Origin of the sequence: Paenilisteria newyorkensis (assembly GCF_000766145.1) — a bacterium.
Classification (GTDB): domain Bacteria; phylum Bacillota; class Bacilli; order Lactobacillales; family Listeriaceae; genus Listeria_A; species Listeria_A newyorkensis.
The window spans coordinates 160532-178266 of record NZ_JNFB01000044.1; the positions used below are offsets into that span (position 1 = coordinate 160532).

General features: G+C 41.9%; 15 protein-coding genes. 5 read left to right on the forward strand and 10 right to left on the reverse strand.

Translation table 11 applies throughout. The annotated features are described in order from the left end of the window. Positions 1-67: 67 nt before the first annotated feature. Positions 68-562, reverse strand: a complete 495-nt coding sequence (locus EP58_RS15045) for a dual specificity protein phosphatase family protein (RefSeq protein WP_036094644.1) — start codon at positions 560-562, stop codon at positions 68-70. Positions 563-869: 307 nt separating this feature from the next. Here EP58_RS15045 and EP58_RS15050 point away from each other — a divergent pair, with 307 nt between their 5' ends. The 4 genes from EP58_RS15050 (at position 870) to EP58_RS17085 (ending at position 4548) form a co-directional block, all read left to right on the forward strand. After that, positions 870-2378 carry an allantoin transporter gene (locus EP58_RS15050; RefSeq protein WP_036094645.1) on the forward strand — a complete coding sequence of 503 codons (1509 nt, stop codon included), beginning with the start codon at positions 870-872 and terminating at the stop codon, positions 2376-2378. After that, positions 2368-3741: an allantoinase AllB gene (gene allB / locus EP58_RS15055; protein ID WP_036094646.1), complete on the forward strand. Its 1374-nt coding sequence runs from the start codon at positions 2368-2370 to the stop codon at positions 3739-3741. The genes EP58_RS15050 and allB overlap by 11 nt, the downstream gene beginning before the upstream one ends. Positions 3742-3845: 104 nt before the next feature. Next, positions 3846-4175, forward strand: a complete 330-nt coding sequence (locus tag EP58_RS15060) for a PadR family transcriptional regulator (protein WP_036094647.1) — start codon at positions 3846-3848, stop codon at positions 4173-4175. Beyond that, complete coding sequence (locus EP58_RS17085) at positions 4168-4548, forward strand: DUF1700 domain-containing protein (protein WP_052164917.1); 381 nt, start codon at positions 4168-4170, stop codon at positions 4546-4548. The genes EP58_RS15060 and EP58_RS17085 overlap by 8 nt, the downstream gene beginning before the upstream one ends. Before the next feature lie 32 nt (positions 4549-4580). On the opposite strand, the gene EP58_RS15070 is transcribed toward EP58_RS17085, so the two are convergent. Then, complete coding sequence (locus EP58_RS15070; RefSeq protein WP_236637298.1) at positions 4581-5084, reverse strand: Fic family protein; 504 nt, start codon at positions 5082-5084, stop codon at positions 4581-4583. A gap of 197 nt (positions 5085-5281) precedes the next feature. Beyond that, entirely contained in the window at positions 5282-6493 is a 1212-nt protein-coding gene (locus EP58_RS15075; protein WP_036094648.1) for a pyridoxal-phosphate-dependent aminotransferase family protein, read from the reverse strand. Positions 6494-6803: 310 nt separating this feature from the next. On the opposite strand from EP58_RS15075, the gene EP58_RS15080 reads away from it, so the two are divergent. Then, the gene (locus EP58_RS15080; protein WP_036094649.1) at positions 6804-8423 is read left to right on the forward strand and encodes a PucR family transcriptional regulator; all 1620 of its coding nucleotides are present in this window, start codon (positions 6804-6806) and stop codon (positions 8421-8423) included. A 341-nt stretch (positions 8424-8764) separates the two neighbouring features. Here the strand turns inward: EP58_RS15080 and EP58_RS17090 are convergent, their stop codons facing one another. The 7 genes from EP58_RS17090 to EP58_RS15115 form a co-directional block, all read right to left on the reverse strand. Further along, entirely contained in the window at positions 8765-10954 is a 2190-nt protein-coding gene (locus EP58_RS17090) for an immunoglobulin-like domain-containing protein (protein WP_052164918.1), read from the reverse strand. A 118-nt stretch (positions 10955-11072) separates the two neighbouring features. Further along, the gene (locus EP58_RS15090) at positions 11073-12167 is read right to left on the reverse strand and encodes an aminotransferase class I/II-fold pyridoxal phosphate-dependent enzyme (RefSeq protein WP_273625601.1); all 1095 of its coding nucleotides are present in this window, start codon (positions 12165-12167) and stop codon (positions 11073-11075) included. A 48-nt stretch (positions 12168-12215) separates the two neighbouring features. Then, positions 12216-12809: a sugar transferase gene (locus EP58_RS15095; protein ID WP_221640821.1), complete on the reverse strand. Its 594-nt coding sequence runs from the start codon at positions 12807-12809 to the stop codon at positions 12216-12218. Then, positions 12793-14079, reverse strand: coding sequence for a glycosyltransferase family 4 protein (locus tag EP58_RS15100; protein WP_077917946.1), 1287 nt, complete (start codon positions 14077-14079; stop codon positions 12793-12795). The genes EP58_RS15095 and EP58_RS15100 overlap by 17 nt, the downstream gene beginning before the upstream one ends. Next, positions 13988-15118, reverse strand: a complete 1131-nt coding sequence (locus EP58_RS15105; RefSeq protein ID WP_036094652.1) for a glycosyltransferase — start codon at positions 15116-15118, stop codon at positions 13988-13990. Before EP58_RS15105 ends, EP58_RS15100 begins: the two co-directional genes overlap by 92 nt. Next, positions 15075-16400, reverse strand: coding sequence for a hypothetical protein (locus tag EP58_RS15110; protein ID WP_036094653.1), 1326 nt, complete (start codon positions 16398-16400; stop codon positions 15075-15077). Before EP58_RS15110 ends, EP58_RS15105 begins: the two co-directional genes overlap by 44 nt. Continuing rightward, the gene (locus EP58_RS15115) at positions 16381-17565 is read right to left on the reverse strand and encodes a lipopolysaccharide biosynthesis protein (RefSeq protein WP_159106231.1); all 1185 of its coding nucleotides are present in this window, start codon (positions 17563-17565) and stop codon (positions 16381-16383) included. The genes EP58_RS15110 and EP58_RS15115 overlap by 20 nt, the downstream gene beginning before the upstream one ends. Between the last annotated feature and the right edge of the window lie 170 nt (positions 17566-17735).

Genomic DNA, 17735 nt, shown 5'->3' on the forward strand with positions numbered 1-17735 from the left:
CAATCATTTCTCTACATTATAACATGACGGGCAGGGTTATGGCGCAGATTTTGCCAAAAAAATTACGTTAAAATTCTTCCCCGCGCATGATGGCGAGAACGCGCGTATTTGGGAGGTATCGCTTGATTTCGCGTAGTTTGGCGTACGTATCTAAGTCGTTCGTGTACTCCGCGAGCTGCATCGCGACCGCGCTACTTCTGCTCACACCGGCATTACAGTGCACAACAATTTGGCTGATATCGTCAAATTGGTCAACAAAATCGTGAATAATCGCGGCATGTTTCTTATTGAAAAGAAGCATTTCATCGGATTCTTTCTTGCTGAGTCCCCAATAATCGTCTTCTTCATTGATATCATTGAACTGAATCTCTAGAATCCCTTGATACTTTCCTGGGTCTTTTATCGGCGCAAACGCTTTATCTTTATCAGCAATACGAATCATGATTGGCGTTTTTCCAATCGGATCAAAAGACGTCGCGATTACTTCGGGTAAGGCGATGATGGGCAATGTATATGGATCAAAGTCAATTTGGCGACGTTTCTCGTTAATATAATTAGCCACTATTCTCACTCTCCTCATAAAATCAAGCAGCTTTTCCTACTCTTTCATTCTAGCATTTATTCGCGAAATTCCCTACCGTTAACGCCTTATTTTGTGCACCTTTTCACTTTGTTCGAAACAGACAAACCATTTCAAAAGTTTATGTAAAACGTCTAAGGAAATACATTTCGGGGCGTGCTATATTTAACATATTAGGAGAAAGCGTCTTCTTACAACAATTAATTTAAAGCGCTTTCTTTCACAAACTCAGTTCGGCTTTTCGCTTATTTTTAAGCATTATTTTATAAATGAAGGAGGAAAAAATGGTATGGTTCAGGTGGATAATGCGCAACTAGAGAAATATCGATCTCGCGGGTATAGCGATGATCTACTGCCTAAAACAGAGAACAAACGGACATGGGGTACGTTTAACTATTTCACATTGTGGATGGGTTCTGTACATAACGTTCCTAACTATGTGGCGGTCGGTGGGTTTCTAATACTCGGATTGTCAACGGTTAGTATCATGGCAGCTATTATTGTAAGCGCCTTTATTATCGCCGCGGTCATGGTGTTAAATGGGACTGCTGGTTCAAAATATGGCGTACCTTTCGCGATGATTTTGCGGGCTTCTTACGGCGTTCGTGGCGCGCTCTTCCCAGGCATTTTAAGAGGTTGCGTCGCAGCGATTATGTGGTTTGGCTTGCAGTGCTATGCGGGATCGCTCGCCTTTTTGATTTTAATCGGAAAAATTTGGCCGGGCTTTTTGGAGATTGGCGGAGGCGTCAGTATTTTGGGGATTACGATTCCTGGTTTGATTGCTTTCTTGCTTTTCTGGGCGGTCAATGTGGCGATTGGATTTGGCGGGGGCGGCGTTTTGAACAAGTTTACCGCGATTCTTAATCCGTGTATTTACATCGTGTTTGGCGGGATGGCGATTTGGGCGATTTATTTGGCGGGCTTTGGCAACATTGTGAATTACGTGCCGGCCAACGTCCAAACTGGTGGAAACTCTATTTTCCTATTCCTTGTCGTGATTAACGCGGTTGTCGCGGTTTGGGCGGCGCCTGCTGTCAGCGCATCGGATTTCACGCAAAACGCGAAAAGTTTTAAAGCGCAGGCGACTGGGCAAACGTTCGGTCTCGCGGTAGCTTATGTTTTATTCGCCGTAGCCAGTGTTTGTATTTTGGCGGGCGCTAGCATTCATTACGGGACGGAGACTTGGAATGTGCTTGATATTGTGCAAAAATGGGATAGCTTGTTTGCCTCGATTTTCGCCGTCTTGGTTATTTTGATGACGACGATTTCGACGAATGCGACGGGGAATATTATTCCGGCGGGATATCAGATTGCTGCGATTTTTCCGAAGAAGTTGACGTATAAACACGGGGTTATGATTGCGAGTATTATTAGTGTTCTGATTTGTCCGTGGAAATTGATGGAGAATCAGGCGAGTATTTATTTATTCCTCGATATTATCGGTGGGATTCTTGGTCCGGTTATCGGCGTGATGCTAGCACATTATTTCATTATTATGCGCCGACAAATCAACTTGGATAGCCTCTACACAGAACCCGGTCAATTTTCTTACTATAAGAATGGTTTTAATTCGCTCGCGTTTGTGGTGACGATTGTTGCCGTGATTATATCGCTGAGCGGTAAGTTTATCCCAGTTTTAGAGCCAGTTTCCAGACTTTCATGGTTCGTCGGTGTGATCGTTGCGTTCGGCGCTTATGCCCTGTTTGCCTCGCTTCACCGCAAGAAAAATCCATCGTTTTATGACGAAAATACAGAAGTTCAGATTAAAAAAATAGGAGTTGAAGGAAATGAGTTATGATTTAATTATCAAAAATGGAAAAGTGATTTTAGACACGGAAGCGGTAGTGACAGATGTGGCGGTAACGAATGGAAAAATCGTGGCAATTGGCGCGGATCTTGGCGAGGCGAAAGAAGTCATCGATGCAAGCGGGCTCGTTGTTTCACCAGGCATGGTCGACGCGCATGTGCACATTTCTGAGCCGGGTCGTACCGAGTGGGAAGGCTACGAAACAGGGACAAAAGCGGCTGCAAAAGGCGGCGTGACATCGTTCATCGAAATGCCACTTAACCAATTACCAGCAACGATTGACCGCGAATCTCTAAATCTTAAATTTGATGCTGCAAAAGGCAAACTTAGCGTCGATGTAGCGCTTTTTGGCGGACTGGTTCCGCATAACTTAGATCGTCTGAACGAACTGAATGAAGATGGCGTTGCGGCTTACAAGTGTTTCCTAGCAACGTGTGGCTTCGATGGTGTCGACAATGATTTCCGTAACGTGGATGATTATTCGTTCTTCGCCGGCATGCAAAAAATCGCGAAAATGGATAAAATTCTAGCAATCCACGCTGAAAATGCGTTAATATGCGATGAATTAGGCAAAGTCGCACAAGCAGAAGGCAAAACATCCGCGAAAGATTACGTCGCATCACGCCCTGTTTTCACAGAAGTGGAAGCTGTACGCCGCGCCATTTATCTTGCTAAAATCGCTGGTTGCCAAATCCATATTTGCCACTTGAGTACTCCAGAAGGCGTGGAAGAAGTCACTCGTGCTCGCAACGAAGGCCAAAAAGTGACGTGCGAATCTTGTACGCATTACTTCGCGATTGACGAAGAACAGTTCGAAACGATTGGCACGACAGCGAAATGTGCCCCACCATTACGAGATAAAGCCAACCAAGATCGCCTTTGGGAGAAACTTTTCGCGGGAGAAATTGATTTCGTAACTTCGGATCACTCACCTTGCCCACCAGACATGAAAATCGGCAATGCATTCACAGCTTGGGGCGGCATTTCCGGCTTGCAAAATAACGTCGACATCATGTTCGATGAAGCGGTTCAAAAGCGTGGTATGGAGCTAACACAATTCGCAAAACTGATCGCCTCGAATCCAGCAGATCTTTATAAGTTAGCGGACAAAGGCCACATCGCGATTGGTAAAGACGCCGATTTCGCGTTGATCCAGCCAAATGCACCGTATACGCTTGCCGCTGAAGACTTGGAGTATCGTCACAAAGTTAGCCCATATATCGGTCGCACAATCGGCGCACAAGTCGTGGCAACGGTACTTCGCGGTTCCGTGATTTATGACAAAGAAAACGGTGTTCGCGATACACATGAAGGCGCGTTCGTACTTCAAAACGCGAAAGAAACCGTTCAATAAGGATTTTTTAGCAGGTTCTGTGTATTTTCGCAGAGTCTGTTTTATTTTTGGTGCGTTGCTGTTATACTTGAGGTAGCTAAATTATGATTTATTGGAGGCCGAATATGAGCGTAACGACACAGTTTCGAAAAGGTGCGCTAGACATGTGTGTGCTTTACATTTTGCAGACGGATGATTTTTATGGCTATGATTTAACGCAACAAATAAAAAAACATATACCCATCACGGAAAGTACGCTGTATCCGCTTTTGCGTCGGCTTGTGAAAGAAGGTTATTGCGCGACATACACAGTGGAATCGCCAACTGGGCCACAGCGGAAATATTATCACATCACGCATCAAGGTCGGATTTTTTTGAAAGAGACATTGCAAGAATGGGATGAATTCACGGCAAGTATCGCAGCTTTACGAAAGGAGATCAACCCAAATGAATAGATCAGATTTTTTTGAAACGCTACATCACGGTCTGCGTTCTCTGCCGGAAGACGAGCGTGCCAGTATTATCAAAGATTTGGATGAACACATTGCGGTAAGCTTAGAGAACAGGATTTCAGAAGCTGACGCCATCGCTTTGCTAGGTGACCCTAGTGAAATCATCGATCAATATGTGCAGGAGGCGGTTGTGGTTCCTAAGCGTGTGCAGCAACCCATTATTCAAAAATCGATGCCGCAACCAGATCCGCCTCAAGTCCAGACGGAAACAAAAACGGATAAACCCGCCGCCAAGCAGATTTCTCCGTTTAAAATCGTGCTGATTGCAGGTATGTGTTTTATTATATTGATGTTGCTTTTGGATGCATTGGACTAAAAAAATAGAAACGTCGATTGATTTTTTGATAATCAGTCTGCGTTTCTATTTTTGTTACGCGGTATTTTTTGGTCTTCACTATTCTGAAAACGTTTGGCACGCTCTTTCTCTTCTTCCAATTTATCTTTTACAAATCGGAAAAATGCCTCTGAATCCTGTGTCGCTAAATATTGTATGTATTGCGCGCGTTCATCTACTCGTATGATTAATGGTGGGAAGTCATTTTCAAGTAGTGCATAATTCATGAGCATTCGGCCGGTTCTGCCATTTCCATCGCTAAATGGATGAACGCGTTCAAAGTCAATATGACTCTCCGCAACGGCTCGCAATTTCTCATCTAGCGAGTCCTGCTCTAGCCTATAATTAAGATTATACACCCATTGTTGCATTAGGATGGGGGTTTCTGTTGGACTGGCTGTTTGAAAATCAGCGCCTAAAATAGCGTTCTCACCAGTTTTGAATTCGCCTCTATCGTATTGTAGTTTGTCGGCAAGATTGGCGTGAATCTCTTTCACCAGTGCTATACTGATTGGCATCTGTTCTTCCAAGCGAAATAGTATTTCCTTCTATCGCGCTAGAGTGATGGGCTAAGCGAACTAGCACATCCTGCAAATACTCCTTTGACAGCGTTCTATTCATGATTCGACTCACCCTCCTAACTCCCTTTATTATAACGGTTTATCCCTCCAATGTAAAAATCCCCACTCTCGCAAGCAGGGATTCGTCTTCGTATTTAATTCTCGCTATAAAATTTCAACGCGGCTTGTGCTGCTTCGCCTTTTGCGATTTTGCCGCCGTGGAATGTGATCGAGGCTTCTAGCGCGTTCAGTGTATGCAGGACGTTCTCTTTGCGGCTGCTGAAGCCCATGTTTCCGATGCGCCAAATCTTGCCGGCAAGGGAACCGAATGAGCTCGCGATTTCGACGCCGTAATGGTGGAGTAGTGTCGCGCGAACAGCTTCTCCGTCAAGGCCTTCGGGGATATTCACGCAGGTTACAGTCGGCATTTTGCTAGACATGTCGCCGAATAGCGTCAAGCCCATCGCGTTAAGACCTGTCATCATCGCTTTTTCGTGTTTGCGGTGACGGGCAAAACGGTTTTCTAGACCTTCTTCGTGAACGATTCGCAAACCTTCACGTAGCGCGTAAATCATCGATGTCATTTCGGTATGGTGATTGATATGTTTTGGTCCCCAGTATTGTTGAATTTGGCTAAGGTCTAGGTAGTTGCTCGAAATGAAGCGGTCATTTCGGACGTCTTTTGTTAGGCCAAGTTCGACTTGGTAACGGGATGCGAGGATTTTCTCGACTTTTGCGTTGTAGGTTACGGGTGCCATTCCGGTTGGGACGCTGAGGCATTTCTGTGTTCCAGCAACCGCGATGTCTACTCCCCACGCGTCGGTTTGGAAGTCAGCGCCGGTGAATGTTGCGACCGCATCAACCATGAATAGGACGTCGTTTTCCTTACAGAATAACCCGATTTCCTTCAAGTCTTGCATTTGGCCCGTGGATGTTTCGCCGTGAACCATGATCAGCATTTTTGGATTGTAGGCTTTGATTTCGTCAATAACCGTTTTCGGATCAAAAATTGTGCCCCATTCTTGCTCGACGATTTTGACTTGCGCGCCTGCACGTTGCGCGAGTTCTGCCATTAAAAAGCCAAAACGGCCAAATGATGGTACGAGTACTTTGTCGCCGGGTTCGATGATGCCACAAACGGCTGCTTCGAGTCCTGCGCGGGCTGTGCCATCAACGGCGAGCGCCCATTCGTTTTCTGTTTGGAATGGCATTTTTAAAAGATTCGTTACGTCGTTCATCATCGCGAAAAATTCTGGATCGTATTGCCCTAAAATTGGCGTGCTCATTGCTCTTAATACGCGTGGTTCGGCCTCTACCGGGCCTGGAGTCATGATTGTTCGGATCGATGCTTGCAGTTCTTTTACCATATTATGTTCCTCCTTCGTTATTAAAAAAGAGCGGTTGGTCGTTTATGTACATTTATTCACAACATTACTTGGGAATTCATCATACACTCTCCATTGACCGACCGCCACAATAGCTATGCTTATGCTTTTATTTTAAGATAATTCTAAACGGGAAACATTAGCCAACTAGCACGAAAAGAGATGGTCGTTTTGTACATAGTAGACAATATTTTCTAACGACAAACAGAGCATTTCTATAGTACAATTGAGAGGACTAAACTTTGGTGTGGCCCGATGCTTGTTCGTCCTGCCAATGGAAGGGGTTTTTACAATGACAACGATGTCTGAACTGCTACTAACGCCAAGGTTTTCTAATATTGAAGTGATAAATGCGGAGGCCGATTTGGAGAATATGGTCGATACGATTGAGATTTCGGAGACGCCTGATATTGTTGCTTATCTGCCCAAAAATACGTTTTTGCTCACGACTGCGATGGCTTTTCAGAATGATCCGGAAGCGCTTTGTAAATTGATTGAAGATTTGCATCGTTTGCCGGCTGCTGGGCTTGGGATTAAGTTGGGGCGTTTTATTGATAAATTGGATCCGATGGTGATCGAGACGGCGAACCGGTTGAAGTTTCCGATTTTGCGGATTCCACTTACGGTGACGCTGGGCACGATTTCGCACCAGTTGTTGTCTTATATTTGGGATCATCAAACGGAGAAGTTCCATTATGCGATTGATATTCAGCAGAAATTTTCAAAAATGATGATTAAAGGCGCGTCGCTGCAGTCGCTGATTCAGAATTTGGGTGGGATTTTGAAGCGTCCGGTGGTGTTGATTAATCCGTTTTTGGAGGTTGTCGCGAGCACGCAGCATTTTAAACAGCCGAGTTATGCGACGACGCTGGATGATATTCACGAGAAACTGAAAAAGACGCCTGAGCTTTCGAGTGAAATGACGTTTTTGCTGGAAGATGATACGCTGCTGATTTCGGTTTTCCCGGTGAAAGTGACGACGTACTATCCTTATTTTCTGGTGATTTTGAAGGCGGATCAGATTCCGTATCCGTTCTCGCAACTGGCGATTGAGCAGGCGAACACGATTATTTCGTTTACGATTTATAAGAATCAGAAATTGGCGGAAGGTAACCGAACATTGCGTGGGAAATTTTTCACGAAGTTGTTGCAAAAGGGTGAGGATGACGCGGAATATACGCGGAACTTGCTGGATTATGGGAAGGGTTACGGGTTGTTGCCGTCGGATTATTATCGGTGTTTGGTCGCGGGAATTGATGAGAGTTCGATGGCGCTGAAGAATTTGACGTTGCAGGAAGAGATTTATTCGCTGACGTATGAGTGGTTGGAGCGGGAATTGCATCGGAATTTTGAGAACGCGTTGATATTTCCGCACCCGACGGAGGATAAGTTTATTATTTTGTTGCAGCAGCATGAGGCGGAATTGAAGGAGCGGTTGACTGCGATTCAGACGGCGCTTGATCGGTTGTTCCCGATTTCGATTTCGTTTGCGGCGGGCAATGAGGTGTATGAGACGGCTTCGATTCATTATTCTTATATGGAGGCTGTGGATACGTATCGGCAAAGTGAGAAGGACCACTATCACTCGTTTGTGCATTTTTATGAGTCGAAGGGAATTATGGAGTTGATGCAGTTTATTCCAGTGGAGCAGATTCAGCATTTTTGTTTGTTCACATTGAAGACGCTGGCCTACCCACAAAATGAGATGCATCAGGAGTTGCGGCGGACGTTGCAGGTGTATTTGAGTTGTCAGTGCGAGATTACGGAGACGGCGAAACAGTTGTATATTCATCGGAATACGGTGAAGTATAGGATTGCGAAGTGTGCGGCGTTGCTCGATCATCCGATTACGCATGCGGATTTTTCGCTGAAGTTGCGGTTGGCGTTGTTGTTGTCGGATAAGAAGGGATAATTGATATTATACAGAGCACAGGATTGGGCATTAAATAATTCCCCATTTCAGATATTTTTTCTGTATCAATCACTTTTTCCATAAAATGATTTTTTCGCACAGCGCGTATTTCTGCGCTAAGAAATAAATTAGTTAATATTCAGCAAGATCTCATTGCGTGATATCACATGCATACGTTTCTGGTGCGATATTTCCGATAATAAAAGTATCATCGTTTACGTGTAACAGAGTACTCGCTCGGGCCATCCACAATTAATATAATCATAACTCACTCACAACTACAAAAAAACCGATGGATTACATATTGAACATATGCTTTCTATCGGTCTATTTGTAATTACTTATTGATTTCGTCTCCTTAAAAATAATGCTGTACATACTACAAATCCAAGACCAACTAATACTGATAAGCCGTTGCTATCTCCGGTTCTCGGTAGTCTGCTCTCTGATTCCATGCTGATTTTTTCGTAGGCTCGCTCAATAGATGGAACTTTTTCTACCGAATTTCCCGTCACTTCAAAAACTGGCTTTGTTAATTTAACTGGTGGTATTGACTTTACGATTTTTTTTGGCGTTATCGTTTTCTCTAGATCTACTTTTTTAAGCACAGTTACTTTGACTGTAACGACAGCACTTTCCCCAATGCTATTTATTACTTTATATGTTATTTTGTACATGCCTGGTTTATTTGTATTTACTCCGCTTTTTAAAATTTCTATTTTGTCGGTGATATCTCCATCTTTTGCATCCCTCGCGCTAACTTCTGCCATTGGATCGAATGCGTCTCCTACGTAAATTGTATGATCTATCGCTTCAATGACTGGTTTACTTAGAACTGTTACTTGGATGGTTTTCGTCGTGCTTTCTCCTACGCTATTTGTTACTTTATACGTCACATCATATACGCCCGGTTTCGTGTTGTCCACATCATTTTTGATAATTTCAATATCACCAGTAATGTCTCCATCAGATGCATCGTTTGCTCGGACGTCTTTTCTAGCATCGTACGCATCTCCCACATAAATTTTCTTATCTACCGCTGTAATCGTCGGCCTGCTGGTCACGGTAATCTTAATTGTCTTTGTGGCAATTCTTGCAGTTACGCTTGGCGTGAAATCTAATTTTTCTAAAGTTTTTAACAAAGTACCTCTGTACGTAATTTCGCCTGAATCTATGAGTGAGATAGCTTTATTATTGTTAGCAGGAAGTTCTCCCATTACGTCATAAGTCACATGATATACACCTGGTTTACTCGTGTCTACATCATTTGCTATTACCTTAATTTCCGACGTTAAATTGTTAAAATTTGTGTCTGTAGCTATTGGCTTCACCGTTTGAATTGGATCAAAAAAGGCACCCTCTGAAAGCGTCATACCTTGTGCTGTAATACTAGGTGTACTACTTACTGGAATTTTTCCAGTAACATCAAAAGTGACTGTGTAATCCCCTTCTGGCAAAGCATCTAAATTCCACGTTAAATTTTGGTTGGCGAATGTTGGTTCTTGGTATGGCGATGGGATAGCTACTATTTCCCCAGCGCTATTCTTTACTTTCGCGCTACTAGTAACATATGTTTGCCCCACACTTACTTTTTCTGAGATACTCAATTGGTCATTCAGGTTTGTTTGAATAATGTCTTTCACTGCGGACGAAAACTCTCCAATGGAATTATCGTCACTATTCATATTGAAAAAAAACTCATTTCGGGAAACAAAATTCGGTACATTCGTGTTGATATAATTGTTGTAATTGTTGTATAGACTTGTACCCCATTCACTTTCTAGCGAAGCTTTATTCTGCCATAATCCAAAAGAAGATAAGTACCCTGCAGATGTAATATTACTTAGTGCTGCGTTAATACCTGTTGTTGGACCTAGAAGCTGTGCCATCGATATACTCGGTGTCAATGCTTCTCCTTTTATGTCACCATTCGGAAATCCGTCGGTCACAACAAGAAATAGCGTTTCACGTTCCGCTTCTTTAACTTGATTATTCGTTTGGTAATCTTCTAATGCTTCTTGAATCCCATAAGCTGTAGGCGTCCCATTACCATACAATTGCTTCGACGTTACATTATCAATCGTTGCTTTTGTATCCGTAAGCGAATGCGTCATTTCATTTTTATAGATAACATTAAAAAACTCATTATACTGCCCTTCGTTTTGCGCTTCCAAAATTGTTTTGGGGTCGCTATATAGTGGTAATCCTGTATCGCTACTCTTGATTGATGTGTAGCCAATGAACTGCGAGCGGTCAATCACTGGGCTCATTAAATCGATGGCTTCTTTTAACTTACTCGCCACGTTAGGGTAAGTATCGCGGAAACTTCCCGATAAATCTTGCACAATGACTAAATCCAATTTCTTTTCTCGAGGTGCTTTTTTTATCGGAACGCTAATCGTGTTCACTGATGTATCTTCTATAATGCTTGTATTCACTACCGCATGTGTAGACGTTACAGCTTTGGATATATTTGGAACGCTTCCCATAAGTAAAACTAAGATGATTAGTATTCTAGCTATTTTTTTCATACTTCTCCTCCTTTTTACTATCTATCTATATAAAAACCTGATAACCTTCCAAAGTCACAGATTTAACTTTCTTTGTATGTAAGACCATCTGTATAAGCACGGCCCTGACCAGAAATATTCACTTGCAGATTTGCCCTAACACCTGACAAACAAGTGCTATTTGAGTATGCGTCATTTGTGTTCCAGATGGTAAACAAATCCCTTTCTGAAATAGTATATCGGCATTGCTTCCTTCTTTATTTTCGCTATAATACGTGGCGTCTTGAAATAGTTCTTGTGTGTGCATCGGCTTCCATAAGCGCCTGCTTTCGATACCTTTTTCCGCCAATTTTTCTATTATTTTTTCTGGTAAAATATCCTCTAATAAAACTGTGGTTAACCAGCGATTATTGAATGTTTCCTGCCACTCTGATAAGAAAGTGAGTGCTGCATTGTTTTTAAATGTGGTTTCATATGCATCAAATATCGCTCGCTTCTTCGCTATTCGCTCGTCTAAAACATCTAGTTGCGCGATACCAATTCCAGCTAATACATTGCTTAAGCGATAATTGAAACCGACTTCGCTATGGGAATAGTACGGTGCAGCCTCTTTTGCTTGTGAAGCCAGATAACGCGCTTTTTCAATCTGTTTAGCATCGTTTGACACGAGAGCTCCACCACCAGACGTTGTGATGATTTTATTGCCATTAAAAGAGTAGATGCCAAATGTTCCAATCGTTCCTAGTTGGCGCCCTTTATACGTGGAGCCTAAGGATTCTGCAGCATCCTCAATCACCGGGATGCTATAACGATTCGCAAGTGCCATAATCTCGTCCATTTTGCAGCTTTGGCCATAGAGGTGTACGACGATAATCGCTTTTGGAAGTTTATTTTTAGCTGCTGCGTCTTTTAATGCTTTGGCTAACGCGATTGGGCTCATCCCCCACGTATCCATTTCAGAATCAATGAAGACCGGTTTCGCACCAAGGTATAGCGCTGGATTAATGCTCGCGATGAACGTGAATGTGGAGCAGAAAACCGTATCGCCGTTTTGTACGTTTAAAAGGGTGAGCGCTAAGTGAATCGCACTCGTTCCAGAATTTGTCACGGCAACATCTTTCGCGCCAGTATATGTCGCTAAATTTGCTTCAAATTGATCAACATTCGGTCCAAGTGGTGCAATCCAATTCGTATCGAAAGCTTGCTGAATGTATTTTTGTTCGTTTCCACTCATATGGGGGACTGCTAAGGGGATTTGATTCATCTCTACTTTCCTTTCATTTTAAGGCGTCAATCCTGTGAACTTAGACATTGTTGCTTGGCTCTCCTGTGAGATACCGTCTCGTTGTACTACTTTGTAAATCGTTAATATCGCTATTTTCAAATCGAGCAAAAGCGATTGGTGGTATACGTAATGGCAATCAAAGATAAATTTTTCTTCCCAACTAAGGCTATTTCTTCCCTTGACTTGTGCCAAACCAGTAATACCTGGTAAAACGGTCAGACGCTTTCTTTGCTCCTCTGTATACAGTGCATTGTATTCTAAGAGTAGCGGCCTCGGTCCGATAAAGCTCATCTCACCTTTTAAAATATTAAGCAATTGCGGTAACTCATCGATACTTAGTTTGCGAATTAAGCTACCGTACTTCGTCAAACGCTCTGCATCTGGAAGTAGTTGCCCATCTCTATCATATTGCGTACGCATCGATTTCAATTTATAAATTGTAAAGGGATATCCTTCTTTCCCTGCGCGTTGACTAATATAGAATGGCTTTTCTTTATATAAAACGTAAAAAATAGTACCACCTATCAAAATAATCGGGCCTGTAAGAATGAGTAATACAGTAGCAAAATAAATATCAATCCAACGTTTCAACTGGAACACTCCTCGTATTCATAATAACTCGCCAAATACGATTGGCGATTCGATCTATGTCATATTTTTCTGCTAACTTTTTTGATGCTTGATGTGCCTGCTCCCAACTGCGCTGATCCGCGGCTAAACTCACCACATACGTACAGTATGCATCCACTTCTTCATGAGAAAACCCTTTGCCCGCTCCACACTCTTCTAAAGCTTGCTTTTGCCACCCTTGATAATTCAGCACCACTGGTAACCCACATGCTAAAAAATCAAAAAATTTATTCGCGCTGTTGTCCCATAAAATTCGCTCATTTTTGACGAGCATCGTTCCCATTTGGCATCGAGAAACAACTTGAAGCGTCTCTTGCTTTGATTTAGCATCTAAAATTCGAATATTGGTGAGCTGCTTTTCTTTAATCTGCGCTTGCATTTTTTGTTTTTCAGAACCTTCGCCAATGAGCAAAAAATGAATTGAATCATTGTATTGCAATTCTTCTGCGCAGGCTATTAAATAATCTACACCATTCACAAGTCCCATCGTTCCGGGATGCACAACAACAAATTTATCTTTCATCCAATTCTTTAACAGCACATCTTCTAATTCCTTTTCATTGCTTTCTTGCACAAGTTTTTGATTCGCAAAATTTTCGGCGATTGTCACTTTACTTGCTGAAATGTTTTTTTGTAGCAAATTCTGTTTCATACCTTCTGATAGAACAACAATGTGCGCTGCGCTTTTATAAATTCTCATTTCTAGCCATTTAAGCAATCGAATCATTCCTCTATTTTGAATAAATCCTAGTTTAACAGGCACATCTGGCCATACATCCCTCACTTCAAAAATAAATGGTTTTCGCTTGCACTTGCTTAGAATTAGGCCAACTAATCCTACTGTCAATGGGGTTGATGTCGCATAAATTTTGTCGATATTCTTTTCACGCATTCCTAAGATGATGCTCCATAAGAAAAAATGAATGAACGCTAGTATTCGCCTCATTTTTTTCATTTTTTGATGATATGTCGTATGCGTCGACTTCACGACAAGACCACCTTTTGTCACGTGTGAATCACCCTGACCACTTATCATCACTACCTTGGCCCCATTCTCTATGAAACGTTTGGATAGCTCATAAGATCTGGTGGCACCTTTATTTTCTTCATAGTGTTGATGAATATAAAGTAATTTCATGTCATATCCTTTCGAAAAGTAATTCATAAGCTTGCAATAATTTTTTTTCCTCATGTTGCCAATTAAATCGAGAAACATGCACATTCCGACCATTTTCCATATAATTAACGTAGATTTGGGATTTGTTCAAAAGAATCTCAATAGCATCCACAACTTCTGATATATCCTTGACATCCGCTGGAATCCCGCTTCCACTATCCATCATTAGCTTCCGCCAAAGTGGGAAATCAGAGGCTACATACGGTAATCCAAACGACATATATTCAAAAAGCTTCGTTGGCAATGATTTCAAGTAATTTGGTTCTGAGTGTAGCAGAGCAAGTCCAATATCCGACTTTTCGTAATATTGGTTAAGCGTGTCTAAATCCAGCCGTCCTTTTAATCTTACATAGTTTCCTAGCTCATGTTTTTTCAAATACTCCGCGCTCCATTCACGCAGTCGTTCTGGAACTCGGCCAATAATCAGCATTTGAAAAACATGGCCTCGTTCTTTCAACATGCTGGAAACTTCCAACATCTCTTTAAAACCACGAATTTCATGTATAGCTCCTGCATAAACCAGCGTTGTTACATCAAATTTACTGCTAGAATCTAGTTCTTCCTTCAAAAATGGATAGTTCAGAACGTCTTCCTTATACGTTGTAATATCCAGATAGTGCTCTTTATAATATTCTTCCGCAAACAATATTGTATCAACCTGTGCTAATCGTTTTTTTTCATATTTAGCAATACTTTTAATACACCATTTTGGTACTGGAACCCCTTTTATTCGCTTACTTTTCAGTGCAGATGGAAAATCCTCATGCATATCAAAAATAAGTTTTGCTCGCGATACTTTTTGTATATGTGGCACTAAAAATAACAACTCTGGGTCATGTAAATGTATAGCATCTGGCTGTTTCCGCTTCACTTCCTGCAAAAAATATCGCCAAGTTAAGAACCGATTTGCCAAACTCCTTCTCGGCAGTAACGTTACTGTCAAATGAGGGAAATCAGGCAGTGTATCGTCCCTTCCCCCAACCGCGTAATAATCCACCAGATACCCAGCATTAATCAAGGTCAACACTTCTTTATAATAAATTCGCGAGTCATTCCAAGGATGAACCGAGCTTAACACGATGATTTGTTTCATATAATGGATCTACCTTCCTCTCTGATTTCAAGAAATAGTTGATGATAAAAGCAATGACTATACCATGAGTTAGTAAACTTGTAATCAAGGACGTATCGACTAAGCTCCAAGCTGGCATTGCAATCAGCGCCGCACTCACAACAAAGTTCCGATTCGCCGAGATACTATCGTATACATACAAAATACCGACGAGCAATACAGTAAAGCCAATAATCCCCGCATATCCAAAGTTTGCAAAACCGTCTGCCCATAGATTCGCATTCGCCGCCAAGCCAACACGTTCGAAATAATGCTCACCAATCAAAAACGGTGGCAATTTATCATACGGGTAATTAAAAAATGGTCCCAAAACACTGTGCGACAGATGCACTTGCGGATTCACAGAAAAGAAATCGAAGTAATAGCTAAGCAAAAGTCCAGGTGTGATTAACATCCGACGAATAAATAAGGAGGTGTACTCTGAGCTATTCATCATGAGGTCCAGTCCCATTGTCAGAAATACCAGAGCTGTAATCCCATACACAAAATGCAAGACAAAATTACGACCACTCTTTCGCAAACAGAAGATGATGACGAGAATAAACACACTGGATAAGGCGACACTTTTTTGTCCAGTGATAGAGAAAATGAAGAGTTGCCCAAACACACCTATAAAAATAAGTAGCTTGTTTTTATTCACAAAACCAAGTGCTAAGAGTAGCGCATTCACAATTTTTGACTGCCAATTCATCGCATATCCCGATACCCGGTTCACTTGGTCACGATATGCTTCCCGCAAATCATACACATCATCTACTTGTGAGAAATTGAAATGAATTCCAAATGTCTGAACGATAATTCCCCATAAAGAAAGCGAGAATAAAGCAATCAATAACATCATTACCTTTGCCTTCATTTTTGTATAGTAGACAGGGATTAACTTGAAATACCCTGTCATATAAAGCAATGCCATACAGAACAACAAAACATATTTTAGTGTGATAATCTCGTCGAAGTTGTCTATTCTCACATAATCTGGAACAATCATTGCCGGGATGTAGACCATCATATACAGAATCCAGTAGACTATACGTGAAGGCCGATAAGCATGTGTATTCGACCATAAAATCGGAATAAACACGAATACAATCGACACAAACTGCTCCAACGTACTTGGATGAAGATTAATAAATCCAAAATAGGAAAAGGCTGGGGAGATAAAATCTGTATAAGCTAATTTCAAGCCATATACGTAAAGCGCTATACCTATAATCAATAAAATTTTATTCCATTTGATTTGCATATATCGTATCCTTTCGCTTCATCCCCCAGTTACCAAGTAAAACTAGCAGAGTATAACTCACCGTCATCGTGATACTGAAAAAAAGAACCGCGACAGTCATACCCCATTGAAAATGATAAATCAAGAAAAATCCAGCGAGTAATAATAGGAATCGCGAACTATCCCATAATAATTGCAACCCTTGATTTCCGGTAACATACAATATTTGTGACACAGGTAGGACAACCAATTGGACAAAAAACATCGGCGTCAGTATTTGTGCATACACACCCGCCATCTCCCAACTTGCCCCAAATAACCACGTAAAAAGCATAGGAGACACCATGGCAAACAAACCCATCGGCAGAAGAAAAATAAGAAACAGTCGGCTTGTTAATTTCCAATACAATTTTTTCAGTCGCTCTGTGTTCTCTCGTTGTAGCTCACTCGCTTTGCCGTAAAACACTTGTCCGACCGCCGTTGTAATCATCGCGATTGGAATTCCTACCATCCTTTGCGTTAATGAAAATTGTCCACTCGCTGCAACTCCAAATAAAACAACAAATAATAACGTTGGTAACTGTATCGCTATATTATTTAGCAACAGAGAGGGCGTTCCTAAAAGCGGGAAATTGCGGTACTTTTTGATTAACAATAACCACTTACCTCGTTGCCACGAAAGTCCTTCTTCTTTCACAAATCGAACAAATAAGTTCATCGAGCCCGCCATACGTCCTAATAAATCACCAGTGATCAGTCCAACTCCCGTCTTTGTTATCGCACCTGCCAAGCTGATTTGTGCTACACCATTCACACCACTCTGCGATATTTTTGCGACAGAAATTGGTCCATACTGATTATTTCGGATCGCCCAATAGCTCAAAGTTTGCTGTATACTGGCTGCAAATACACCAAGCCCAAATAAAATTGGCACAGCGTACGAAACCGATACATCCATCCACCTAAACACTGACCACCCAGTTACTACGTATAAAATCAAACCGCTCAAAAACCAGACAAGCGAAATCCCAATGCTTAACAACACAATATGACGGACATTATCCCTATCTTTCTCCATTGGAATTGCCTTCTCATACGCAAATGCGGAAATCACTAAGAATATTCCTAACAAACTTGTATACGTCCCGAATATCCCAAAATCTGCTGGTGTAAAAATCCGTGTCAAAATAGGCGATACCCCAACTAAGATAAGTTGAGCCACGACATTCCCAGAAAATACTTTTGTCAAATTTTTCAAAAAGGAAGACTGGAACATTCTTATTGCATCATCGCAGTACGCTCTGGCAACCCAGAACCGATACGAAAGACTTTCTCGCTATTTTCCCCTTGAAACAT